General features: G+C 70.0%; 17 protein-coding genes. 11 read left to right on the top strand and 6 right to left on the bottom strand.

Annotation, left to right across the window (positions count from 1 at the left end; genetic code table 11):
• Positions 1–12: 12 nt before the first annotated feature.
• The 3 genes from ACIPK3_RS27810 to ACIPK3_RS27800 all read left to right on the top strand — a co-directional run bounded on the left by ACIPK3_RS27810 (position 13) and on the right by ACIPK3_RS27800 (position 3,442).
• A complete protein-coding gene (locus tag ACIPK3_RS27810; RefSeq protein WP_402573978.1) occupies positions 13–1,470 on the top strand; it encodes a gamma-aminobutyraldehyde dehydrogenase in 1,458 nt (485 codons plus the stop codon).
• 168 nt (positions 1,471–1,638) lie between these two features.
• Positions 1,639–2,832: a spermidine/putrescine ABC transporter substrate-binding protein gene (locus tag ACIPK3_RS27805; RefSeq protein WP_402573977.1), complete on the top strand. Its 1,194-nt coding sequence runs from the start codon at positions 1,639–1,641 to the stop codon at positions 2,830–2,832.
• Between the two features lie 85 nt (positions 2,833–2,917).
• The gene (locus ACIPK3_RS27800) at positions 2,918–3,442 is read left to right on the top strand and encodes a hypothetical protein (RefSeq protein ID WP_402573975.1); all 525 of its coding nucleotides are present in this window, start codon (positions 2,918–2,920) and stop codon (positions 3,440–3,442) included.
• Between the two features lie 21 nt (positions 3,443–3,463).
• Here ACIPK3_RS27800 and ACIPK3_RS27795 read toward each other — a convergent pair whose 3' ends face one another.
• Both ACIPK3_RS27795 and ACIPK3_RS27790 read right to left on the bottom strand, forming a co-directional pair.
• Positions 3,464–4,141 carry a glycerophosphodiester phosphodiesterase gene (locus ACIPK3_RS27795; RefSeq protein WP_402573973.1) on the bottom strand — a complete coding sequence of 226 codons (678 nt, stop codon included), beginning with the start codon at positions 4,139–4,141 and terminating at the stop codon, positions 3,464–3,466.
• A gap of 13 nt (positions 4,142–4,154) precedes the next feature.
• The gene (locus ACIPK3_RS27790) at positions 4,155–5,237 is read right to left on the bottom strand and encodes an adenosine deaminase (RefSeq protein ID WP_402574121.1); all 1,083 of its coding nucleotides are present in this window, start codon (positions 5,235–5,237) and stop codon (positions 4,155–4,157) included.
• Between the two features lie 208 nt (positions 5,238–5,445).
• Here ACIPK3_RS27790 and ACIPK3_RS27785 point away from each other — a divergent pair, with 208 nt between their 5' ends.
• Entirely contained in the window at positions 5,446–6,321 is an 876-nt protein-coding gene (locus ACIPK3_RS27785; protein ID WP_402573972.1) for a DUF4190 domain-containing protein, read from the top strand.
• A 55-nt stretch (positions 6,322–6,376) separates the two neighbouring features.
• On the opposite strand, the gene ACIPK3_RS27780 is transcribed toward ACIPK3_RS27785, so the two are convergent.
• Entirely contained in the window at positions 6,377–6,937 is a 561-nt protein-coding gene (locus ACIPK3_RS27780; RefSeq protein ID WP_402573971.1) for an NADAR family protein, read from the bottom strand.
• Positions 6,938–7,145: 208 nt separating this feature from the next.
• Here ACIPK3_RS27780 and ACIPK3_RS27775 point away from each other — a divergent pair, with 208 nt between their 5' ends.
• The 7 genes from ACIPK3_RS27775 to ACIPK3_RS27745 all read left to right on the top strand — a co-directional run bounded on the left by ACIPK3_RS27775 (position 7,146) and on the right by ACIPK3_RS27745 (position 14,906).
• The gene (locus ACIPK3_RS27775; RefSeq protein WP_402573969.1) at positions 7,146–8,681 is read left to right on the top strand and encodes a gamma-aminobutyraldehyde dehydrogenase; all 1,536 of its coding nucleotides are present in this window, start codon (positions 7,146–7,148) and stop codon (positions 8,679–8,681) included.
• Positions 8,682–8,733: 52 nt separating this feature from the next.
• Positions 8,734–9,981 (top strand): spermidine/putrescine ABC transporter substrate-binding protein, encoded by a 1,248-nt coding sequence (locus tag ACIPK3_RS27770; RefSeq protein WP_402573967.1) that lies wholly within the window; start codon positions 8,734–8,736, stop codon positions 9,979–9,981.
• A gap of 5 nt (positions 9,982–9,986) precedes the next feature.
• Complete coding sequence (locus ACIPK3_RS27765) at positions 9,987–11,138, top strand: ABC transporter ATP-binding protein (protein WP_402574119.1); 1,152 nt, start codon at positions 9,987–9,989, stop codon at positions 11,136–11,138.
• 2 nt (positions 11,139–11,140) lie between these two features.
• Positions 11,141–12,070, top strand: coding sequence for an ABC transporter permease (locus ACIPK3_RS27760; protein ID WP_402573965.1), 930 nt, complete (start codon positions 11,141–11,143; stop codon positions 12,068–12,070).
• Positions 12,071–12,871, top strand: a complete 801-nt coding sequence (locus tag ACIPK3_RS27755) for an ABC transporter permease (protein WP_402573963.1) — start codon at positions 12,071–12,073, stop codon at positions 12,869–12,871.
• Positions 12,872–12,900: 29 nt separating this feature from the next.
• Positions 12,901–14,319 (top strand): NAD(P)/FAD-dependent oxidoreductase, encoded by a 1,419-nt coding sequence (locus ACIPK3_RS27750; RefSeq protein WP_402573961.1) that lies wholly within the window; start codon positions 12,901–12,903, stop codon positions 14,317–14,319.
• A 98-nt stretch (positions 14,320–14,417) separates the two neighbouring features.
• On the top strand, positions 14,418–14,906 hold the full coding sequence (locus ACIPK3_RS27745) for a hypothetical protein (RefSeq protein ID WP_402573959.1): 489 nt from the start codon (positions 14,418–14,420) through the stop codon (positions 14,904–14,906).
• On the opposite strand, the gene ACIPK3_RS27740 is transcribed toward ACIPK3_RS27745, so the two are convergent.
• The 3 genes from ACIPK3_RS27740 to gabT form a co-directional block, all read right to left on the bottom strand.
• Entirely contained in the window at positions 14,863–15,510 is a 648-nt protein-coding gene (locus tag ACIPK3_RS27740) for a phosphatase PAP2 family protein (RefSeq protein ID WP_402573958.1), read from the bottom strand. The genes ACIPK3_RS27745 and ACIPK3_RS27740 overlap by 44 nt on opposite strands.
• Positions 15,507–16,340, bottom strand: a complete 834-nt coding sequence (locus tag ACIPK3_RS27735; RefSeq protein WP_402573956.1) for a serine hydrolase domain-containing protein — start codon at positions 16,338–16,340, stop codon at positions 15,507–15,509. The genes ACIPK3_RS27740 and ACIPK3_RS27735 overlap by 4 nt, the downstream gene beginning before the upstream one ends.
• Positions 16,341–16,726: 386 nt before the next feature.
• Positions 16,727–18,061, bottom strand: coding sequence for a 4-aminobutyrate--2-oxoglutarate transaminase (gabT, locus tag ACIPK3_RS27730; RefSeq protein WP_402573955.1), 1,335 nt, complete (start codon positions 18,059–18,061; stop codon positions 16,727–16,729).
• Between the last annotated feature and the right edge of the window lie 164 nt (positions 18,062–18,225).

Genomic DNA, 18,225 nt, shown 5'->3' with positions numbered 1-18,225 from the left:
AGGAGGCCGGCAGTGAGCACCGAGCCGCGTGGGCTGCGCACACTCCGCAACTACATCGACGGTGAGTTCCGGGACGCCGCGGACGGACGGACCACCGAGGTCGTCAACCCCGCGACGGGCGAGGCGTACGCGACCGCGCCACTGTCCGGACAGGCCGACGTCGACGCCGCCATGGCGGCCGCCGCCGCCGCGTTCCCCGGCTGGCGGGACACCACGCCCGCCGAGCGGCAGAAGGCCCTCCTCAAGATCGCCGACGCGTTCGAGGAGCGCGCCGAGGACCTGATCGCGGCCGAGGTGGAGAACACGGGCAAGCCGACCGGGCTGACCCGCTCCGAGGAGATCCCGCCGATGGTCGACCAGATCCGCTTCTTCGCGGGCGCCGCCCGCATGCTGGAGGGGCGCAGCGCGGGCGAGTACATGGAGGGCATGACCTCCATCGTGCGCCGTGAGCCGGTCGGCGTCTGCGCGCAGGTCGCGCCGTGGAACTACCCGATGATGATGGCCGTGTGGAAGTTCGCCCCGGCGCTCGCCGCAGGCAACACGGTCGTCCTCAAGCCCTCGGACACCACTCCCGCCTCGACCGTCCTCATCGCCGAGATCATCGGCTCGGTCCTGCCCAAGGGTGTCTTCAACGTCATCTGCGGCGACCGCGACACCGGTCGCCTGATGGTCGAGCACCGGACCCCGGCGATGGCCTCCATCACCGGCTCCGTGCGCGCGGGCATGTCGGTCGCCGAGTCGGCGTCCAAGGACCTCAAGCGGGTCCACCTGGAGCTCGGCGGCAAGGCACCGGTCGTGGTCTTCGAGGACCTCGACAGCGAGGCCATCGCCAAGGCCGTCGAGGACATCTCGGTCGCGGGCTTCTTCAACGCGGGCCAGGACTGCACCGCCGCCACCCGCGTGCTGGTCCAGGAGTCCATCCACGACGAGTTCGTGGCCGCCCTCACCAAGGCGGCCGCGGAGACCAAGACCGGTCAGCCGGACGACGAGGACGTGCTGTACGGCCCGCTCAACAACCCGAACCAGCTCAAGCAGGTCGCCGGGTTCATCGAGCGGCTGCCCGCCCACGCCAAGGTCGAGACGGGCGGCCAGCAGGTCGGCGACAAGGGTTACTTCTACGCCCCGACCGTCGTCTCCGGTCTGAAGCAGGACGACGAGATCATCCAGAACGAGGTCTTCGGGCCGGTCATCACCGTCCAGTCCTTCCGCGACGAGGACCAGGCCGTCGAGTGGGCCAACGGCGTCGAGTTCGCCCTCGCCTCCTCGGTGTGGACCAAGGACCACGGCCGCGCGATGCGCATGTCCAAGAAGCTCGACTTCGGCTGTGTGTGGATCAACACCCACATCCCGCTCGTCGCCGAGATGCCGCACGGCGGCTTCAAGAAGTCCGGCTACGGCAAGGACCTGTCGGCGTACGGCTTCGACGACTACACCCGCATCAAGCACGTGATGACCTCGCTGGACAGCTGACGCCTCCTCGCCGGCGGCTCCGGTGCGCCGTTCCCCGTGACCGCGTGAAGCACGCGTCGCGGGGAACAGCGTGTGGACGGAGATCATCGACAGGGTGTCGGATCCCCGCCGTCGCGCTCGACGCAGCGTCGATTGCCCGCCGAGTGACCGGAACGGCATCCTGAAGAGGTGCCCCAGACCCGTCCCGGCGCGTTCGCGCCCTCCCGCCGCTCCGTGTTGCGCGCGCTCGGTGGCGCCGCGGCGCTCGGCGCCCTCGCGGGCTGTGGCGTGCCCGCCGCGTACGTCGAACCCGGTGACCGGGCCGTCACGGACAGGTCCGCTCAGGAGAAGAGACTGACCTGGGCGAGCTGGCCGCTCTACATCGACACCGACGACGACCACCCGAACCGGCGGCCCACGCTGGACGGCTTCGAGAAGCACAGCGGGATCTCCGTCGAGTACGTCGAGGAGATCAACGACAACGACGAGTTCTTCGGCAAGATCAGTCCCTCGCTGATGAACCACCAGTCCACGGGGCGCGACCTCGTCGTGATCAGCGACTGGATGTGCGCCCGGTTCGTGCGGCTCGGCTGGGTCCAGAAGATGGACCGCGCCGCCCAGTCCAACGTGGCCGAGCACCTGGACCCGCTGCTGCGCTCGCCCCGGTTCGACCCCGGCCGCCAGTACACGGTGCCCTGGCAGTCGGGCATCACCGGCATCGCGTACAACCGCCGCAAACTCGGCCGCGACATCCACCGTGTCTCCGACCTGTGGAACAGCGACATCAAGGGCCGGGTGACCCTCCTGTCCGGCCTGGACGAGGCCTACGCGCTGCTGATGCAGGGCAACGGCGTCGACGTCACCAAGTGGACGGCCGACGACTTCCACAACGTCTGCGACCAGGTGGAGCGGGAGGTGCGCCGGGGTCAGATACGCCGCTTCACCGGCAACGACTACACCAAGGACCTGGTCAGCGGTGACGTCCTGGCCTGTCAGGCGTACTCCGGCGACGTCATCCAGCTCCAGGCCGACAACCCCGACATCCGCTTCGTCGTCCCCGAGGAGGGCGCCGAACTCTGGTCGGACTCCCTGATGATCCCCGACCGCGCCCGCCACAAGGCCAACGCCGAGCGTCTGGTCGACTACTACTACACCCCCGAGGTCGCCGCCGAACTGGCCGCCTGGGTGAACTACGTCTGCCCCGTCCCGGCCGCCCAGGGCGTCCTCGCCGACTCCGACGACAAGGAGACCGCGGCCCTCGCCGACAACCCGCTGATCTTCCCGGACACCGAGATGCGCAAGCGGCTGGTGATCTCGCGGGACATCAGGCAGTCGGAGCTGCCGGAGTTCTCGAAGCGGTGGAACCGGATCGTGGGGCTGTAGGGCAGGCCTTTCGGAGCCCGCGGGGTTCATGCGCTCCGTGGGGCCGAATTTTGAACGTGTTCAATTTCAGGCGTAGGCTCGGATCATGAGCGACAGAGTGGCCCTGTTGAAGGGCATCCGTGTCTGGCTTGCCCTGTTCGTCGTGTGTCTGGTGCTCAGCGGATCGACCGCCTTCGCGCTGGTGCACGAACTGCGCTGGACCGAGAGCGCGTTGCGGTCCCTGTCGGTGCCCGAATACCTGCCCGCCCTGTCGGACTGGATCACCCGTGTCCGGCAGGGGCTGGACACCGCCGACGCCGATTACCCCTTCGTGCTCTACGGCACGGACTGGCTGGCGTTCGCCCATCTCGTCATCGCGGTCGCCTTCATCGGTCCCTACCGCGACCCCGTCCGCAACATCTGGGTCGTCGAGTTCGGGATGATCGCCTGTGCGGGGATCATCCCGCTCGCGCTGATCTGCGGGCCGATCCGGGGCATCCCCTTCTGGTGGAGCGTGCTCGACATGTCCTTCGGGGTGTTCGGAGTCGTCCCGCTCCATGTCGTACGGAAGAAGATCAAGCGACTGGAGGCGCTGACCCCGGCCCCCACAGCCGTGCTCGTCTCAGGCTGAGGGGCGTCGCCGGGGGAGGTGTCATCGGAGCGCGCACAGCACGTCGACCCGGTTCGTGGTGATCGAGTCGACGCCCAGGTCGAGGAGCCGGCGAAGGGAGCGGCCGGTGTCGGGAGTCCACACGGAGAGCAGACGGCCGTCGCGGTGCACACGGGCGGCGAGGTCGCGGTCCACCAGCGTGAACCGGTAGTTGAGCCAGCGCGGGCGCACCGCGTCCAGCAGCCCGGGACGCGGCGGCGCCAGGCTCTTCCAGGTCAGGGCGATCTCCGCGGACGGGTCGGCGGCGCGGACCGCGAGCATCGCCTCGGCGCCCGCGCAGTAGTGGACGCGGTCCTGTGCACCGCACTGGCGGACGTCGTCCAGTACGGCGTTCACGGTCCGCCGGTCGACGGGCCCCGGCAGGTCGATCATCACCTGGCTGCCGTCGGTCGCGGCGAGCGCCTCCGCCAGCGTCGGCACCCCGCCCGCCGTCAGTCCGCGGACCTCGTCCGCGGACAGCGACCGCAGCGGCCGGTCGTGCCCCCACAGACGCTTCAGCGTCTCGTCATGGAGCAGCACGGGTACGCCGTCACGGGTGAGGCGTACGTCGATCTCGACCGCGTCCGCGCCCTGCTGAAGCGCGGCGCGCAGCGAGTCGGTGGTGTTCTCACGGAAGCGGTAGGGGGCGCCGCGGTGCGCGACGGCGGTCACGGTCTGCATGCGCCCATTGTGCTCACGGGGCGAGCCATGCCTTGGTGTAGGTGTCGATCTCCTCCGCGATCCTGGCCTTGCCGGCCGGGTCCAGGAAGGAGGCCTCGACCGCGTTCTTCGCGAGGCCGGCCAGGCCGTGCTCGTCGAGGTCGAGCAGCCGGGCCGCCACCGCGTACTCGTTGTTCAGATCGGTGCCGAACATCGGCGGGTCGTCGGAGTTGACCGTGACCAGGACACCGGCGGCCACGAACTCCTTGATCGGGTGCTCGTCCAGCCTGCGGACCGCGCGGGTCGCGATGTTGGAGGTCGGGCAGACCTCCAGCGCGATGCGGTGTTCGGCGAGGTGGGCCAGCAGCTTCGGGTCCCGGGCCGAACTGGTGCCGTGGCCGACGCGTTCGGCGCGCAGCTCGGTGAGGGCGTCCCAGACCGTCTCGGGTCCGGTCGTCTCACCGGCGTGCGGCGCGGAGTGCAGCCCGGCGGCGATCGCCCGGTCGAAGTACGGCTTGAACTGCGGCCTGGGCACGCCGATCTCGGGGCCGCCGAGACCGAAGGAGACCAGGCCCTCGGGGCGGATCCGGTCGTCGGTGGCGAGTCGCGCCGTCTCCTCGGCGGCCTCCAGGCCTGCCTCGCCGGGGATGTCGAAGCACCACCGCAGCACGGTCCCGAACTCGGCCTCGGCCGCCTTCCGGGCGTCCTCGATCGCGTCCATGAAGCCGCGCTCGTCGATGCCCCGGCGGGTCGAGGAGAACGGGGTGATGGTCAGCTCGGCGTACCGCACCTGCTGCCGCGCCATGTCGCGGGCCACCTCGTACGTCAGCAGCCTGACGTCCTCCGGGGTGCGAATGAGGTCGACCACGGACAGGTACACCTCGATGAAGTGCGCGAAGTCCGTGAAGGTGAAGTAGTCGGCCAGGGCCTCGGGGTCGGTGGGGACCCGGGAGTCGGGGTGACGGGCGGCCAGTTCCGAGACGATCCGGGGGGAGGCGGAGCCGACGTGGTGGACGTGCAGTTCGGCCTTGGGCAGTCCGGCGATGAAGGCGTGCAGATCGCGGGCGGCGGTGTCGGTCAAGGGTCTCTCCCGGGAACGGCGCCCGTGGACCGTGATCCGGGCGCGGATGATCGGCTGATCGGTGGTTCCGGCCCATCGTAGGGCCGGTCCGCGACGCCCGGACCAGCGCCCGTAGCATGACGAGCACACAAATATGAGGGGATCCCGCACAATGGCCGACGAGGCGCCACAGTCACCGGAAAACTCCACACCGGCCTCCGGCGCACCCTCGGCCGACGCACCCTCGTCGGTGGGTACGCCCGCCGTGGGTACGGCTCCTGCGGTCCCACTGACCAAGCCCGCGGCCGACGCCGGCATGGCGGCCGGTGATTCCATACCCGGCGCTCCGGAAGCCGCGGCGGCCGAGACCGCCCCCGGTGCTTCGGCAACCTCCGCAGGTGACGCCATACCCGCGGCCCCCGCCGGTCTCCCGCCCGGCCCCTGGGCGCCCCCTGCGACCGCCGCGGGTGACGCCATACCCGTGGCCCCGGCGGCCCCCGCCGGTGACGCCGCGACTCCCGCCGGAACCCCGCCCAACCCCTGGGCGCCCCCAGCCGGTGGCGGCCACGGCCCCGGCCCGGGCGACACGGTGTTCGCCGGGGCGAGCGGTGCGCCCGCCGCGCCGACCCTGCACGGTCAGGAGACCGTCACTTCCCTCTCGCCCTTCTCGCCCCACCCGCACACCCCGCCGGCCTGGCCCGCCCCCACCCCGCCCGCCGGCCACACCGGCTTCCCGGCCCCGCCCGTCGGTCAGGGCGGCTTCCCCGTCCCGCCGCCGCCCATCGCCCCGGACGGCCCCGGCCAGATCCCCTACGGCTACCCGGGCGCCCCCGCCCCCGTCCCGTACGGTGCCCCGCCCGGCTACTACGGGTGGCCGGGCTCCCAGCCGGTGCTGAGTGACGGCATGGGTACGGCATCCCTGGTGCTGGGCATCCTTGCCGCGATCCTGTTCTGCCTGTGGCCGCTGGCCATCGTGCTGGGCGTGCTGGGCGTGATCTTCGGTGCGATCGGGCGCGTGAGGGCCCGTCGCGGCGAGGCCTCGAACCCGGGTCAGGCGCTGGCCGGCATCATCTGCGGTTCCGTGGGCGTCGTCCTCGCCCTGGTGATCCTCGCCGCGCAGATCACCGACGCGGCCTCCTGACCCGGCCGGGCAGACCTCGGGGCCCACGCCGGACCGGAGTCCTGGTGGCCCCGGATCAGCCGCCGGAGGCGATTCGTCCGCGCGCCTCCATCAGCGCGAAGCCCAGCAGATTCGGCCCCCGCCACCGCTCCGGATCCTGAGCCGCCTCGTCGTCCGCCGCGAGCCCGATGCCCCACACCCGGTCGACGGGGCTCGCCTCGACCAGCACCCGGGTGCCCGTGTTCAGCAGGAACTCCCGCAGTTCCGTGTGCGCGGAGAACTTGTGCACGCTGCCCTCCACGACGATCCGGAACCGCTCGCGCTCCCAGGCAGCCTCGTCGAAGCCGCGCACCAGCCGCCCCGCCTTCTTGGCCTGGGAGGGGTGACCGGCCGCCAGGATCCGCCGCTCCGCCTCGGCGTCCTCGAAGAGGCGGGCCTTCCCGGCCATCATCCAGTGCTCCGCCGTCGCGTACTCCACCCCGTCCACGGTGAACGGCGACGGCCACCACTGGCTCAGGCAGCTCGCGCCCACGCTTCCGTCAGGTCGCGGCCGGTGCCCCCAGAAGTGCAGGTACTTGACGCGCGTGCCCGAGTGGACCTCCCTGATCAGGGACTCCCGGCTGACGATTTCTCCCATGCACGCGAGTTTCGCAGGCACCACTGACACTCCGTCCTCCCTTTTCCAGGCCGACTCGACACCTGGTCGAAGGAATCCGTTGCGTAACCAAAAGGCAACAACGGAATCACTTGTTGGAGTGCCGTCCCTCTGTCAGGATCGGCACTCAAATCGAGCTGGAGCTACGCCACCCACCCCGGAAAGGGGTGCCGGCGGAGGAGAGCGAGACATGGACAACCCGGGCACCGCCACCCCGGACCGGTTCCCCGCGCGGGAGCGATTCGCGGACGGCGCGCAGTTCATCGCCGGCCGTCTGACCAAGGGCACGTCCGGCCGTCACCACAGCGTGGTCGACCCCGCCACCGGCGCGGACGTGTACACGTACGAGCTGGCCGGAAAGGACGACGTCGACGCCGCGGTCGCGGCGGCCCGGGACGCCTTCCCGGGCTGGGCGTCCGCCACCCCGGGCGAGCGCTCGGACGCGCTGCACCGCTTCGCCGCGGTGGTCGCCGACCGGGCCGAGGAGTTCGCCCGCGCCGAGTCCCTCCAGTGCGGCAAGCCGCTCAAGCTGAGCCGGGAGTTCGACGTCCCGGGGACGATCGACAACATCGCCTTCTTCGCGGGCGCGGCCCGGCACCTCCAGGGCCAGTCCGCCGGGGAGTACTCGGGCGACCACACGTCGTACATCCGCCGCGAGCCCATCGGGGTCGTCGGGTCCATCGCCCCCTGGAACTACCCGCTCCAGATGGCCGCCTGGAAGATCCTCCCGGCGATCGCCGCGGGCAACACCATCGTGCTGAAGCCCGCCGAGCTCACCCCGCTGACCTCCCTGCTGTTCGCCGAGGCCGCCACGGAGGCCGGGATCCCCGACGGCGTGATCAACATCGTCACCGGCGCGGGCCGTGAGGCCGGAGAGCACCTCGTCGGTCATCCCGACGTGGCCATGACCTCCTTCACCGGCTCCACCGCCGTGGGCAAGCGGGTCGCCGAGATCGCCACCGCGACCGTCAAGCGCCTCCATCTGGAGCTCGGCGGCAAGGCGCCGTTCCTGGTCTTCGACGACGCGGACGTCGAGGCCGCCGCCCACGGCGCGGTCGCCGGTGCGCTGATCAACACCGGGCAGGACTGCACGGCCGCCACGCGCGCGTATGTGCAGCGGCCGCTCTACGAGGCCTTCGTGGAGAAGACCGCGGCCCTGATGGCGACCGTCCGGCTGGGCGACCCCTTCGCGGCCGGCACCGACCTCGGCCCGCTGATCTCGCACACCCAGCGCGACCGGGTCGCCGGTTTCGTGGACCGCGCGCGGGCCTACGCAGACGTGGTCACCGGTGGTGAGGCCCCGCAGGGCGAGCTGAAGAACGGCGCCTTCTACCGCCCCACCCTGATCACCGGCGCATCCCAGGACAGCGAGGTCGTCCAGTCGGAGATCTTCGGGCCGGTACTGGTCGTTCTGCCGTTCGACAGTGATGATGAAGGGATCCGGCTGGCCAACGACACCCCGTACGGTCTGGCCGCCTCCGCGTGGAGCCGTGACGTCTACCGGGCGAACCGCGCCACCCGCGAGATCAAGGCGGGGTGTGTGTGGGTCAACGACCACATTCCGATCCTCAGCGAGATGCCGCACGGCGGCCACAAGCAGTCCGGCTTCGGCAAGGACATGTCGGCGTACTCGTTCGAGGAGTACACACAGATCAAACACGTCATGTTCGATAATACGGCGGTGGTCCGCAAGGACTGGCACCGCACGATCTTCGGGGACCGCTAGCGACAACAGGCCGCACGACCGCGGCCGCATCTCCCGAAAGGGCACCACGCGCATGGACCAGTACGAGCCCGACCGCCCGACGGCGGCCCAGGCGGCCGCCCTGCGGCGCAGTCTGCGCAATGGCAGGGCAGCCATGAACCGGCGGTCGCTGCTGCGCGCCTCCGCGGGCGGCGCGCTCGCGGCGGGCGGACTCGGGGCGCTCAGCGCCTGCGGGATCCCCGCCGCGGGTCAGACCAAGGGCGGCACCTCGGCCCAGGACCACTCGAAGGTGGAGAAGACCGTCAACTTCTCCAACTGGACCGAGTACATCGACCTGGACGACGGCGGCAAGCACCACCCGACGCTGGACACGTTCCGCAGGCGGACCGGCATCCAGGTCAAGTACACCGAGGACATCAACGACAACAGCGAGTTCTTCGCCAAGGTCAAACCGCAGCTCGCCGCGGGCCAGGACACCGGCCGCGACATCATCGTCGTCACGGACTGGCTGGCCGCCCGGCTGATCCGCCTGGGCTGGGTCCAGAAACTGGACGCCTCCAACCTGCCGAATGCCTACACCAACCTGTCGCCGCAGTTCCGCGACCCCGACTGGGATCCGGGCCGCGCCTACTCGTACCCGTGGCAGGGCATCTCGACCGTCATCGCCTACAACAAGAAGGCCCTCGACGGCGTCGAGGTGAAGTCGGTCTCCGACCTGCTCGACAACCCCAAACTCAAGGGCCGCGTCGGCTTCCTGTCGGAGATGCGCGACAGCATGGGCATGACCCTGCTCGACATGGGCAAGGACCCCGCGAACTTCACCGGCGACGACTACGACGCGGCGATAGCCCGGCTCCAGAAGGCCGTCGACAAGGGCCAGATCCGCCGCTTCACCGGCAACGACTACACGTCCGACCTCACCAAGGGCGACCTGGCGGCCTGTGTCGCCTGGGCCGGTGACGTCGTACAGCTCAAGTCGGACAGCCCCGACGTCGACTTCGTCATCCCCGACAGCGGCTACATGACGTCGACCGACAACATGCTCATCCCCAACAAGGCGCGGCACAAGACGAACGCCGAGCGGCTGATGGACTTCTACTACGAGCCCGCGCAGGCCGCCGCCCTCGCCGCCTACATCAACTACGTGACTCCGGTCGACGGCGTGAAGCCCTACCTCGCGAAGATCGACAAGGATGCGGCGGACAATCCGCTGATCGTTCCCGACAAGGCCATGCAGGCCAAGTCCCATGCCTTCCGCTCACTGAGCCAGAAGGAAGAGACGGCCTACGAAGCACAGTTCGCGAAGCTCACAGGGGCGTGACGATGATGACGAAAGACACCAGCGGCGACGTCCGCCTCACCGGGATCGGCAAGACCTACGGCTCCTTCACCGCCGTACAGCCGCTCGACCTGACCGTGCCACAGGGCTCCTTCTTCGCCCTGCTCGGCGCCTCCGGCTGCGGCAAGACCACCACCCTGCGCATGATCGCCGGTCTGGAGGAACCTTCCTCCGGCACCGTGCACCTCGGCGACCAGGAGGTGACCCACCTGCCGCCGTACAAGCGGCCGGTGAACACCGTCTTCCAGTCCTACGCCCTCTTCCCGCACCTGGACATCTTCGAGAACGTCGCCTTCGGCCTGCGCCGGCGCGGCATCAAGGGCGTGAAGAAGCAGGTCGTGGAGATGCTCGACCTCGTCCAGCTCGGCGAGCAGGCGCGCAAGAAGCCGCACCAGCTCTCCGGCGGCCAGCAGCAGCGTGTCGCGGTCGCCCGCGCACTGATCAACCACCCGAAGGTGCTGCTCCTGGACGAGCCGCTCGGCGCCCTCGACCTCAAACTGCGCCGCCAGATGCAACTGGAGCTCAAGCGCATCCAGACCGAGGTCGGCATCACCTTCATCCACGTCACGCACGACCAGGAGGAGGCCATGACCATGGCCGACACGGTCGCCGTGATGAACGCGGGCCGCGTCGAGCAGCTCGGCTCGCCCGCCGACCTCTACGAGGCCCCGCAGACCACCTTCGTCGCCAACTTCCTCGGCACCTCCAACCTCATCGAGGCCGAGGTCGACACCAAGAACGGCGAGGACATCATCGTCAGGGCGGGCGGCGGCAAGCTGGTGCTGCCCGGGGCGCGCTGCTCCGCGCCGACGACGACCGGCGGCAAGGTGCTGGTGGGCGTCCGTCCGGAGAAGATCTCCCTCACCCACGCCGACGACGCGGGCGCGATCGCCGAGGGCCGCAACCGCATCACCGGCAGGATCGCCGACTCCAGCTTCATCGGCGTCTCCACCCAGTACGTCATCGACAGCCCGGTCTGTCCCGAGTTCGAGGTCTACGTGCAGAACGTCGACCGTGACGCCCGGCTGGTGCCCGGCGCCGAGGTCGTCATGCACTGGAACCCGGCCCACACCTTCGGTCTCGACGCGGCCCAGGACATCGACGCCGGCGTGGAGAGCGTCGAGGAAGAGGCCGCGTAGACATGTCGACGCTCACCGAGGCGCCCCCGCCGCTCGCCCCCGCCGAGCCCGAGAAGAAGCCCCCGCGCAAGCGCGGCAGATGGACCCCCTACCTTCTGCTGCTGCCCGGCATCCTCTGGCTGATCGTCTTCTTCGCGCTGCCGATGGTCTACCAGGCCTCCACATCCGTGCAGACGGGTTCCCTGGAGCAGGGCTACAAGGTCACCTGGCACTTCGCGACCTACTGGAACGCGCTGACCGACTACTGGCCGCAGTTCCTGCGCTCCCTCTACTACGCCGCCGCCGCGACCGTGCTGTGCCTGCTGCTCGGCTACCCGCTGGCGTATCTGATCGCCTTCCGCGCGGGCCGCTGGCGGAACCTGATCATGGTGCTGGTGATCGCGCCGTTCTTCACCAGCTTCCTGATCCGCACCCTGGCCTGGAAGACGATCCTCGCGGACAACGGCCCGGTCGTCGGCGCCCTCAACTCGCTGCACGTACTGAACGTCACCGACTGGCTCGGCTGGACCGCCGGGGACCGGGTGCTGGCCACACCGCTCGCCGTGGTGTGCGGACTGACGTACAACTTCCTGCCGTTCATGATCCTGCCGCTCTACACCTCGCTGGAGCGCATCGACGGCCGGTTGCACGAGGCGGCGGGCGACCTGTACGCCCGGCCGTGGACGACCTTCCGCAAGGTCACCTTCCCGCTGTCGATGCCGGGCGTGGTCTCCGGCACGCTGCTCACCTTCATCCCCGCCGCCGGTGACTACGTCAACGCCGAACTCCTCGGCTCCACCGACACCCGGATGATCGGAAACGTCATCCAGACCCAGTTCCTGCGGATCCTGGACTATCCGACGGCGGCCGCTCTCTCCTTCATACTCATGGCCGCGATTCTCCTCATGGTCACCCTCTACATTCGCCGGTCCGGGACGGAGGATCTGGTTTAAATGCCCTTCGTCAACTGGCTCAAGCGCCGCCTTGTCGTCATCGCTGGACTGGTGACACTCGGCTATCTGCTGCTGCCCAATGTCGTCGTCACGGTGTTCTCCTTCAACAAACCGAAGGGGCGCTTCAACTATGAATGGCAGCAGTTCTCCACGGACGCCTGGAAAGACCCCTGCGGTGTCGCCGACATGTGCGGCTCGCTGTCCCTGAGTCTCCAGATCGCCGTGTGGGCGACGATCGGAGCCACCGCCCTCGGCACGATGATCGCCTTCGCACTGGTCCGCTACCGATTCCGCGCGCGCGGCGCCGTGAACTCGCTGATCTTCCTGCCGATGGCGATGCCCGAGGTCGTCATGGCGGCCTCGCTGCTCACCCTCTTCCTCAACCTGGGCGCCCAGCTGGGCTTCTGGACCATCCTGATCGCCCACATCATGTTCTGCCTCAGCTTCGTCGTCACCGCGGTCAAGGCGCGTGTGATGTCGATGGACCCGCGCCTGGAGCAGGCGGCCCAGGACCTCTACGCCGGCCCGGTGCAGACGTTCCTCCGGGTCACCCTGCCCATTGCGGCCCCCGGAATCGCGGCGGGCGCGCTGCTCTCCTTCGCGCTCTCCTTCGACGATTTCATCATCACCAATTTCAACGCGGGTTCGACCGTCACCTTCCCCATGTTCGTATGGGGCTCGGCGCAGCGCGGCACGCCCGTCCAGATCAATGTCATCGGTACGGCCATGTTCCTGGTCGCCGTACTGTTCGTGCTGACCTCGATGGTCATCACCCATCGCCGCAACAAACAAAAGGCATGACCGCAAGAACTCTGTAGGGAGTTGAAATCATGGCCCCAAGCGCCATGACCCGTTGGACCAAGTCTCTCTCCGAAGCACAGCCTGTTCCGTACTGGTTCGAAGACCCCGGAAAGCCCCACCCCGAGCCCGCCCTCACCGGCGCCGAGACCTGCGATCTGCTGGTCGTCGGCGGCGGGTACAGCGGACTGTGGACCGCGCTCATCGCCAAGGAGCGCGATCCCGGGCGGGACGTCGTACTGCTGGAAGGCCGCGAGGTGGGCTGGGCCGCCTCGGGCCGCAACGGCGGATTCTGCGCCGCCTCCCTCACCCACGGACTGGCCAACGGACTCGCCCGCTGGCCCGGCGAGATCCACCAGCTGGAGGAGCTGGGCGCGCGCAACCTGGACGAGATCGAGAAGGCGGTCGCCCGCTACTCGCTGGACTGCGAGTTCGAGCGCACCGGCGAGATCGACGTCGCCACGGAGCCGTACCAGGCGCGGGAACTGCGCGATTGGCACCAGGAACTGGAGAAGCAGGGCCTGGCCGACGGCATCGAGTACCTGGACGCCGACGCCGTGCGGGCCCAGGTGAACTCGCCCACCTTCGTGGGGGGCCTGTGGGACCGCCGGGGCGTGGCCATGATCAACCCGGCCAAGCTCGCCTGGGGACTCAAGCGGGCCTGCCTGCAACTGGGCGTGCGGGTCTACGAGCACACTCCGGCCCTGGATCTGAAGACGTATGGCGCCGGAATGGCCGTACGCACCCCCTACGGCTCGGTCCGCGCCCGTAAGGTCGCGCTCGGCACCAACATCTTCCCGAGCCTGCTCAAGCGGGTCCGCTCGTACACCGTCCCGGTCTACGACTACGCCCTGATGACCGAGCCGCTGACCACCGAGCAGCTCGCGTCGGTCGGCTGGCAGGGGCGCCAGGGACTCGGCGACTCGGCGAACCAGTTCCACTACTTCCGGCTGTCCGCCGACAACCGCATCCTGTGGGGCGGCTACGACGCGATCTACCCGTACGGCGGCAGGATGCGCGCGGAGTACGACGACCGCCCGGAGACGTACGCCAAGCTCGCCGAGCACTTCTTCACCTGCTTCCCGCAGTTGGAGGGGCTCCGCTTCACGCACGCGTGGGGCGGCGCGATCGACACCTGCTCGCGCTTCTCGGCGTTCTTCGGCACCGGCCACCACGGCAGGGTGGCCTACGCGGCCGGCTACACGGGGCTCGGCGTCGGCTCCACCCGGTTCGGCGCCGATGTGATGCTGGACCTGCTGGACGGCGAGGACACCGAGCGCACCCGCCTGGAGATGGTGCGCAAGAAGCCGTTGCCCTTCCCGCCCGAGCCCTTCGCCTGGACCGGAATCGCCCTCACCAAGTGGTCGCTGGCCCGCGCGGACGCGCACAGCGGACGGCGCAACCTGTGGCTGCGGGCGATGGACCGGCTGGGGCTGGGCTTCGACAGCTGAGGAACCGCTGTTCGTGGGGGAACCCGCGTAATGCCCGCACGGAACCTCCCTCTCCCCCTTCGACGCGATCGCGTCACGAGGCAGAGGGAGGTCCTGTGATGGCTGGGGCGAGGACGGCGGTCGAATGGCTGGCATCCGTGGCACCGGATCCCGACGCCTGCCGCTGGGAGTGGGAGCGCAGCCCCCAGGGCATCGCGCTGCTGCCCGCCGGCCGTGCCTGGGACGTCCTCATCCTGCCCGCCGCACTCGGCTACCCCACGCTCGACGTGCTCACCCGGGTACTGGACCGCCCCGGCCCGGTACTGGTCGACTTCGGCGACGAACGCATGGGCTTCCTGGTGCCGCCGGGCACGGCCGCCCGCTGGCTCGGCACCGGCATCCGCACGGCAGGTCCGGGCACCTGGATCGTCGTGCCGTACCCGGGCCGCCCCTCCCGGGGAGCCCGCTGGCTGATCCCCCCGGACGGCTCCGGCACCCTCACGGACCCCGTTCTGCTGGAGCTCGCGATGCACGAGGCTGCGGCGTGCCTGGCGCGGAGACCGGCTACGAAGGAGGACGGCCGCCGGGCCGACGGGTGCCGTGACTGACCACCGGCCACAGCCCGCACAGGAGCACGGCACACAGACACCAGCCGGCCAGCACGTCCAGCGGCCAGTGGTAGCCGTGCCGGACCAGGCCGAAGCCGACGGCGAGATTGACCGTCACACAGGCGGCGAGCAGCAGGCGGCGGGCCCGCGCCGTGCGCGGCCAGGGCAGGAGGAGCAGCGTGGCCGCCCCGTAGGCGAGGGCGGCGGTGGCGGTGTGGCCCGAGGGGTAGTAGCCGACGCCCGGGGGCATGACGGAGGTTCCCCGGCGCGCGGTCCAGTCTTTCAAGGGGACGACCAGCGCCGGGAGCAGAGCCATCAGGGCAGCCGCGGCGGCCGGTGGCAGCCACCACCGGTCCAGTCCGGCGGCCCGTCCGCGCCAGGCCGCGTAGCCCAGGGCCAGGACGAGCACCGGTACCGCCACCTGGACGTTGCCCAGGTCGGCCAGGAGCCCGGAGAGCCGGTCGGGGTGGACGAGGGCGCGGCTCAGCCGCACGTCCGCGCGCAGCAGCGGACCGGCGGCGGCGACCTGCCAGGTGATCAGTGCGAAGAGCAGAGCGGGAACCGCCCCGAGAAACCACGGCCACAGCCGGACGGGGAGCCTCATCGGCCGCGCCCGCTCCCCTTGAGCACCTCGATGCCGCTCAGGTCGGTGTCGTCGGGATCGCCGCCGAGCCGGTGGACGAGCACCCAGCGGCCGTCGTCGGTCGCACCGGCGAAGACCGACGCGTCGCGGGTGGCGCCGTTGTGCCAGTGCAGCGGGCCGGTCCGCTGCCAGGTCGGCGCGGGCTCCCCCAGCCGTCGTTCGACCAGGAGCCGTACGACCAGGTCGGCCGCCGCGCGCGGAGTGGCCCACAGGCCGCCGGCCGGCAGGATCGGACCGCTCATCGTCCAGGGTTTGCGCGCCCTGCCGAACAGGCCGGGCGCCGACAGCCGGCGGGCGGGATCGGGGTCCGCGGATATCTCGGTCACGTCCAGTGGTCCGAGCACGTACGCGTCGACCAGCTCCTCGTAGGTCGTGCCCGAGGCCGCGGTCAGCGCCGCGCCGAGTACGGCGTAACCGAGGTTGGAGTACTCCTCCTGCTGTCCCGCGGGGCGCACCGCGACCGAGTCCAGCCGGCTCAGCACGTCGTGCAGCGCGGCGGTGTCGAACGGTACGTAGGGGTCCCGGCCCGCCGCCTGTGGAGGCAGCCGGGGCAGGCCGGAGGTGTGCTCGGCCAGGTGCCGCAGGGTGATCCCGGTGCCGGGTGCCGCGGGCAGCCAGCGCTCCACGGGGTCGTCGGGGCTGAGCGCGCCGATGGCCGCCAGCCGCAGCAGTGCGGTACCGGTGACGACCTTGGTGAGCGAGCCGATCTGCACGAAGCGATCGAGGGCGTGGCCGTCGCGGACGCTCGGGGGGCCGAAGTCACCCAGGACACATGTAGGAATGCGGCGCATGGCCACCAGTGTCCGGGAAGGAGGTCGGCCGCCTCGGAACAGGGGGGGTGGTTCCGAGGCGGCCGTCCGGACCGGAACGCCGCGCGCCCCGGGGGGTTTGGGGCGGGCGACCGTCCGATCGGTGAGGAGATCCGAAACCGTGGGCTTCGGTTGTGTGCGCGAGGCACGACCAGGTCGAAGCTGGGGAGGCCGCGACCCGATGCCGCCCACAGTCCCCTGTGGGCGGGGTGTATCTCTCATCTGGAGATGAACCTACGGCAGGGTGTGGCTCCGAGACAGACGGAATCGCGTCCCGACATCCACCTCGCACACCTTCTTCACATGCCCTGCCGTTCGCCGGGTCAAAGGACCGGAATCCTGTGCCTGAGCTGGGATCCCATTGTGTGTCAGATTCGCGCGAACGCCTGCTCGATGATGTCGAGGCCCTCGTTCAGCAGGTCGTCGCCGATGACCAGCGGGGGCAGGAAGCGCAGCACGTTGCCGTAGGTGCCACAGGTCAGGACCAGCAGACCCTCCTGGTGGCAGGCCTTGGCGAGGGCTGCGGTGGCCTCGGCGTTCGGCTCCTTCGTCGTGCGGTCCTTGACCAGCTCGATGGCGATCATCGCGCCACGGCCGCGGATGTCGCCGATGATGTCGAACTTCTCGGCCATGGCGGCGAGGCGCTCCTTCATGATCGCCTCGATGTGCTTCGCCTTGCTGTTGAGGTCCAGCTCCTTCATCGTCTCGATGGCGCCGAGCGCACCCGCGCAGGCCACCGGGTTGCCGCCGTAGGTGCCGCCGAGGCCGCCCGCGTGCGCGGCGTCCATGATCTCGGCGCGGCCGGTGACGGCGGCGAGCGGCAGACCGCCCGCGATGCCCTTCGCCGTGGTGATCAGGTCGGGAACGATGCCCTCGTCCTCACAGGCGAACCACTGGCCGGTGCGGCAGAAGCCGGACTGGATCTCGTCGGCGACGAAGACGATGCCGTTGTCGGCCGCGAACTGGCGGACGGCCGGGAGGAAGCCCTTCGCCGGCTCGATGAAGCCGCCCTCGCCGAGCACCGGCTCGATGATGATCGCGGCGACGTTCTCGGCGCCGATCTGCTTGTTGATCATGTCGATGGCCTGGGCGGACGCCTCGGCGCCCGCGTTCTCCGCGCCGGTCAGCCAGCGGTAGCCGTAGGCGACCGGGACGCGGTAGACCTCGGGGGCGAAGGGACCGAAGCCGTGCTTGTACGGCATGTTCTTCGCGGTCAGCGCCATGGTGAGGTTGGTGCGGCCGTGGTAACCGTGGTCGAACACGACGACGGCCTGGCGCTTGGTGTACGCACGCGCGATCTTGACCGCGTTCTCGACGGCCTCGGCGCCCGAGTTGAACAGCGCCGACTTCTTGGCGTGGTCGCCCGGGGTCAGCTCGGCGAGGGCCTCGGCGACCTCGACGTAGCCCTCGTACGGGGTGACCATGAAACAGGTGTGGGTGAAGTCGGCCAGTTGGGCGCTCGCCCGGCGTACGACGGCCTCGGCGGAGGCGCCGACGGAGGTCACGGCGATGCCGGAGCCGAAGTCGATCAGACGGTTGCCGTCGACGTCCTCGATGATGCCGCCGCCCGCGCGTGCGGTGAACACGGGCAGCACGGAGCCCACGCCCTGCGCGACCGTGGCGAGACGGCGGGCCTGAAGCTCCTGCGACTTCGGGCCGGGGATGGCGGTGACGACGCGGCGCTCCTGCGGAAGGTCGCTCATGGGGGGCTCCTGGGGTATTGCGGACTCTTGTCTTCTTTTATCTCGCAGGCTAGGACCGGTGATGGAGGGTGGGCATGCTCCATGTGGGCGTTGTCAGGACGTCTGCTTGTCCGCCGTGGACATAGCGAGCCGGACCGGCAGGTGGAGCCCGGTCGGTGCTCTCG

The organism is Streptomyces sp. NPDC086787 (assembly GCF_044745865.1).
In the GTDB taxonomy this organism is placed as follows: Bacteria; Actinomycetota; Actinomycetes; order Streptomycetales; family Streptomycetaceae; genus Streptomyces.
Note: the sequence above shows the minus strand (reverse complement) of the source record. Positions and strands in the feature narration are given on the sequence as shown.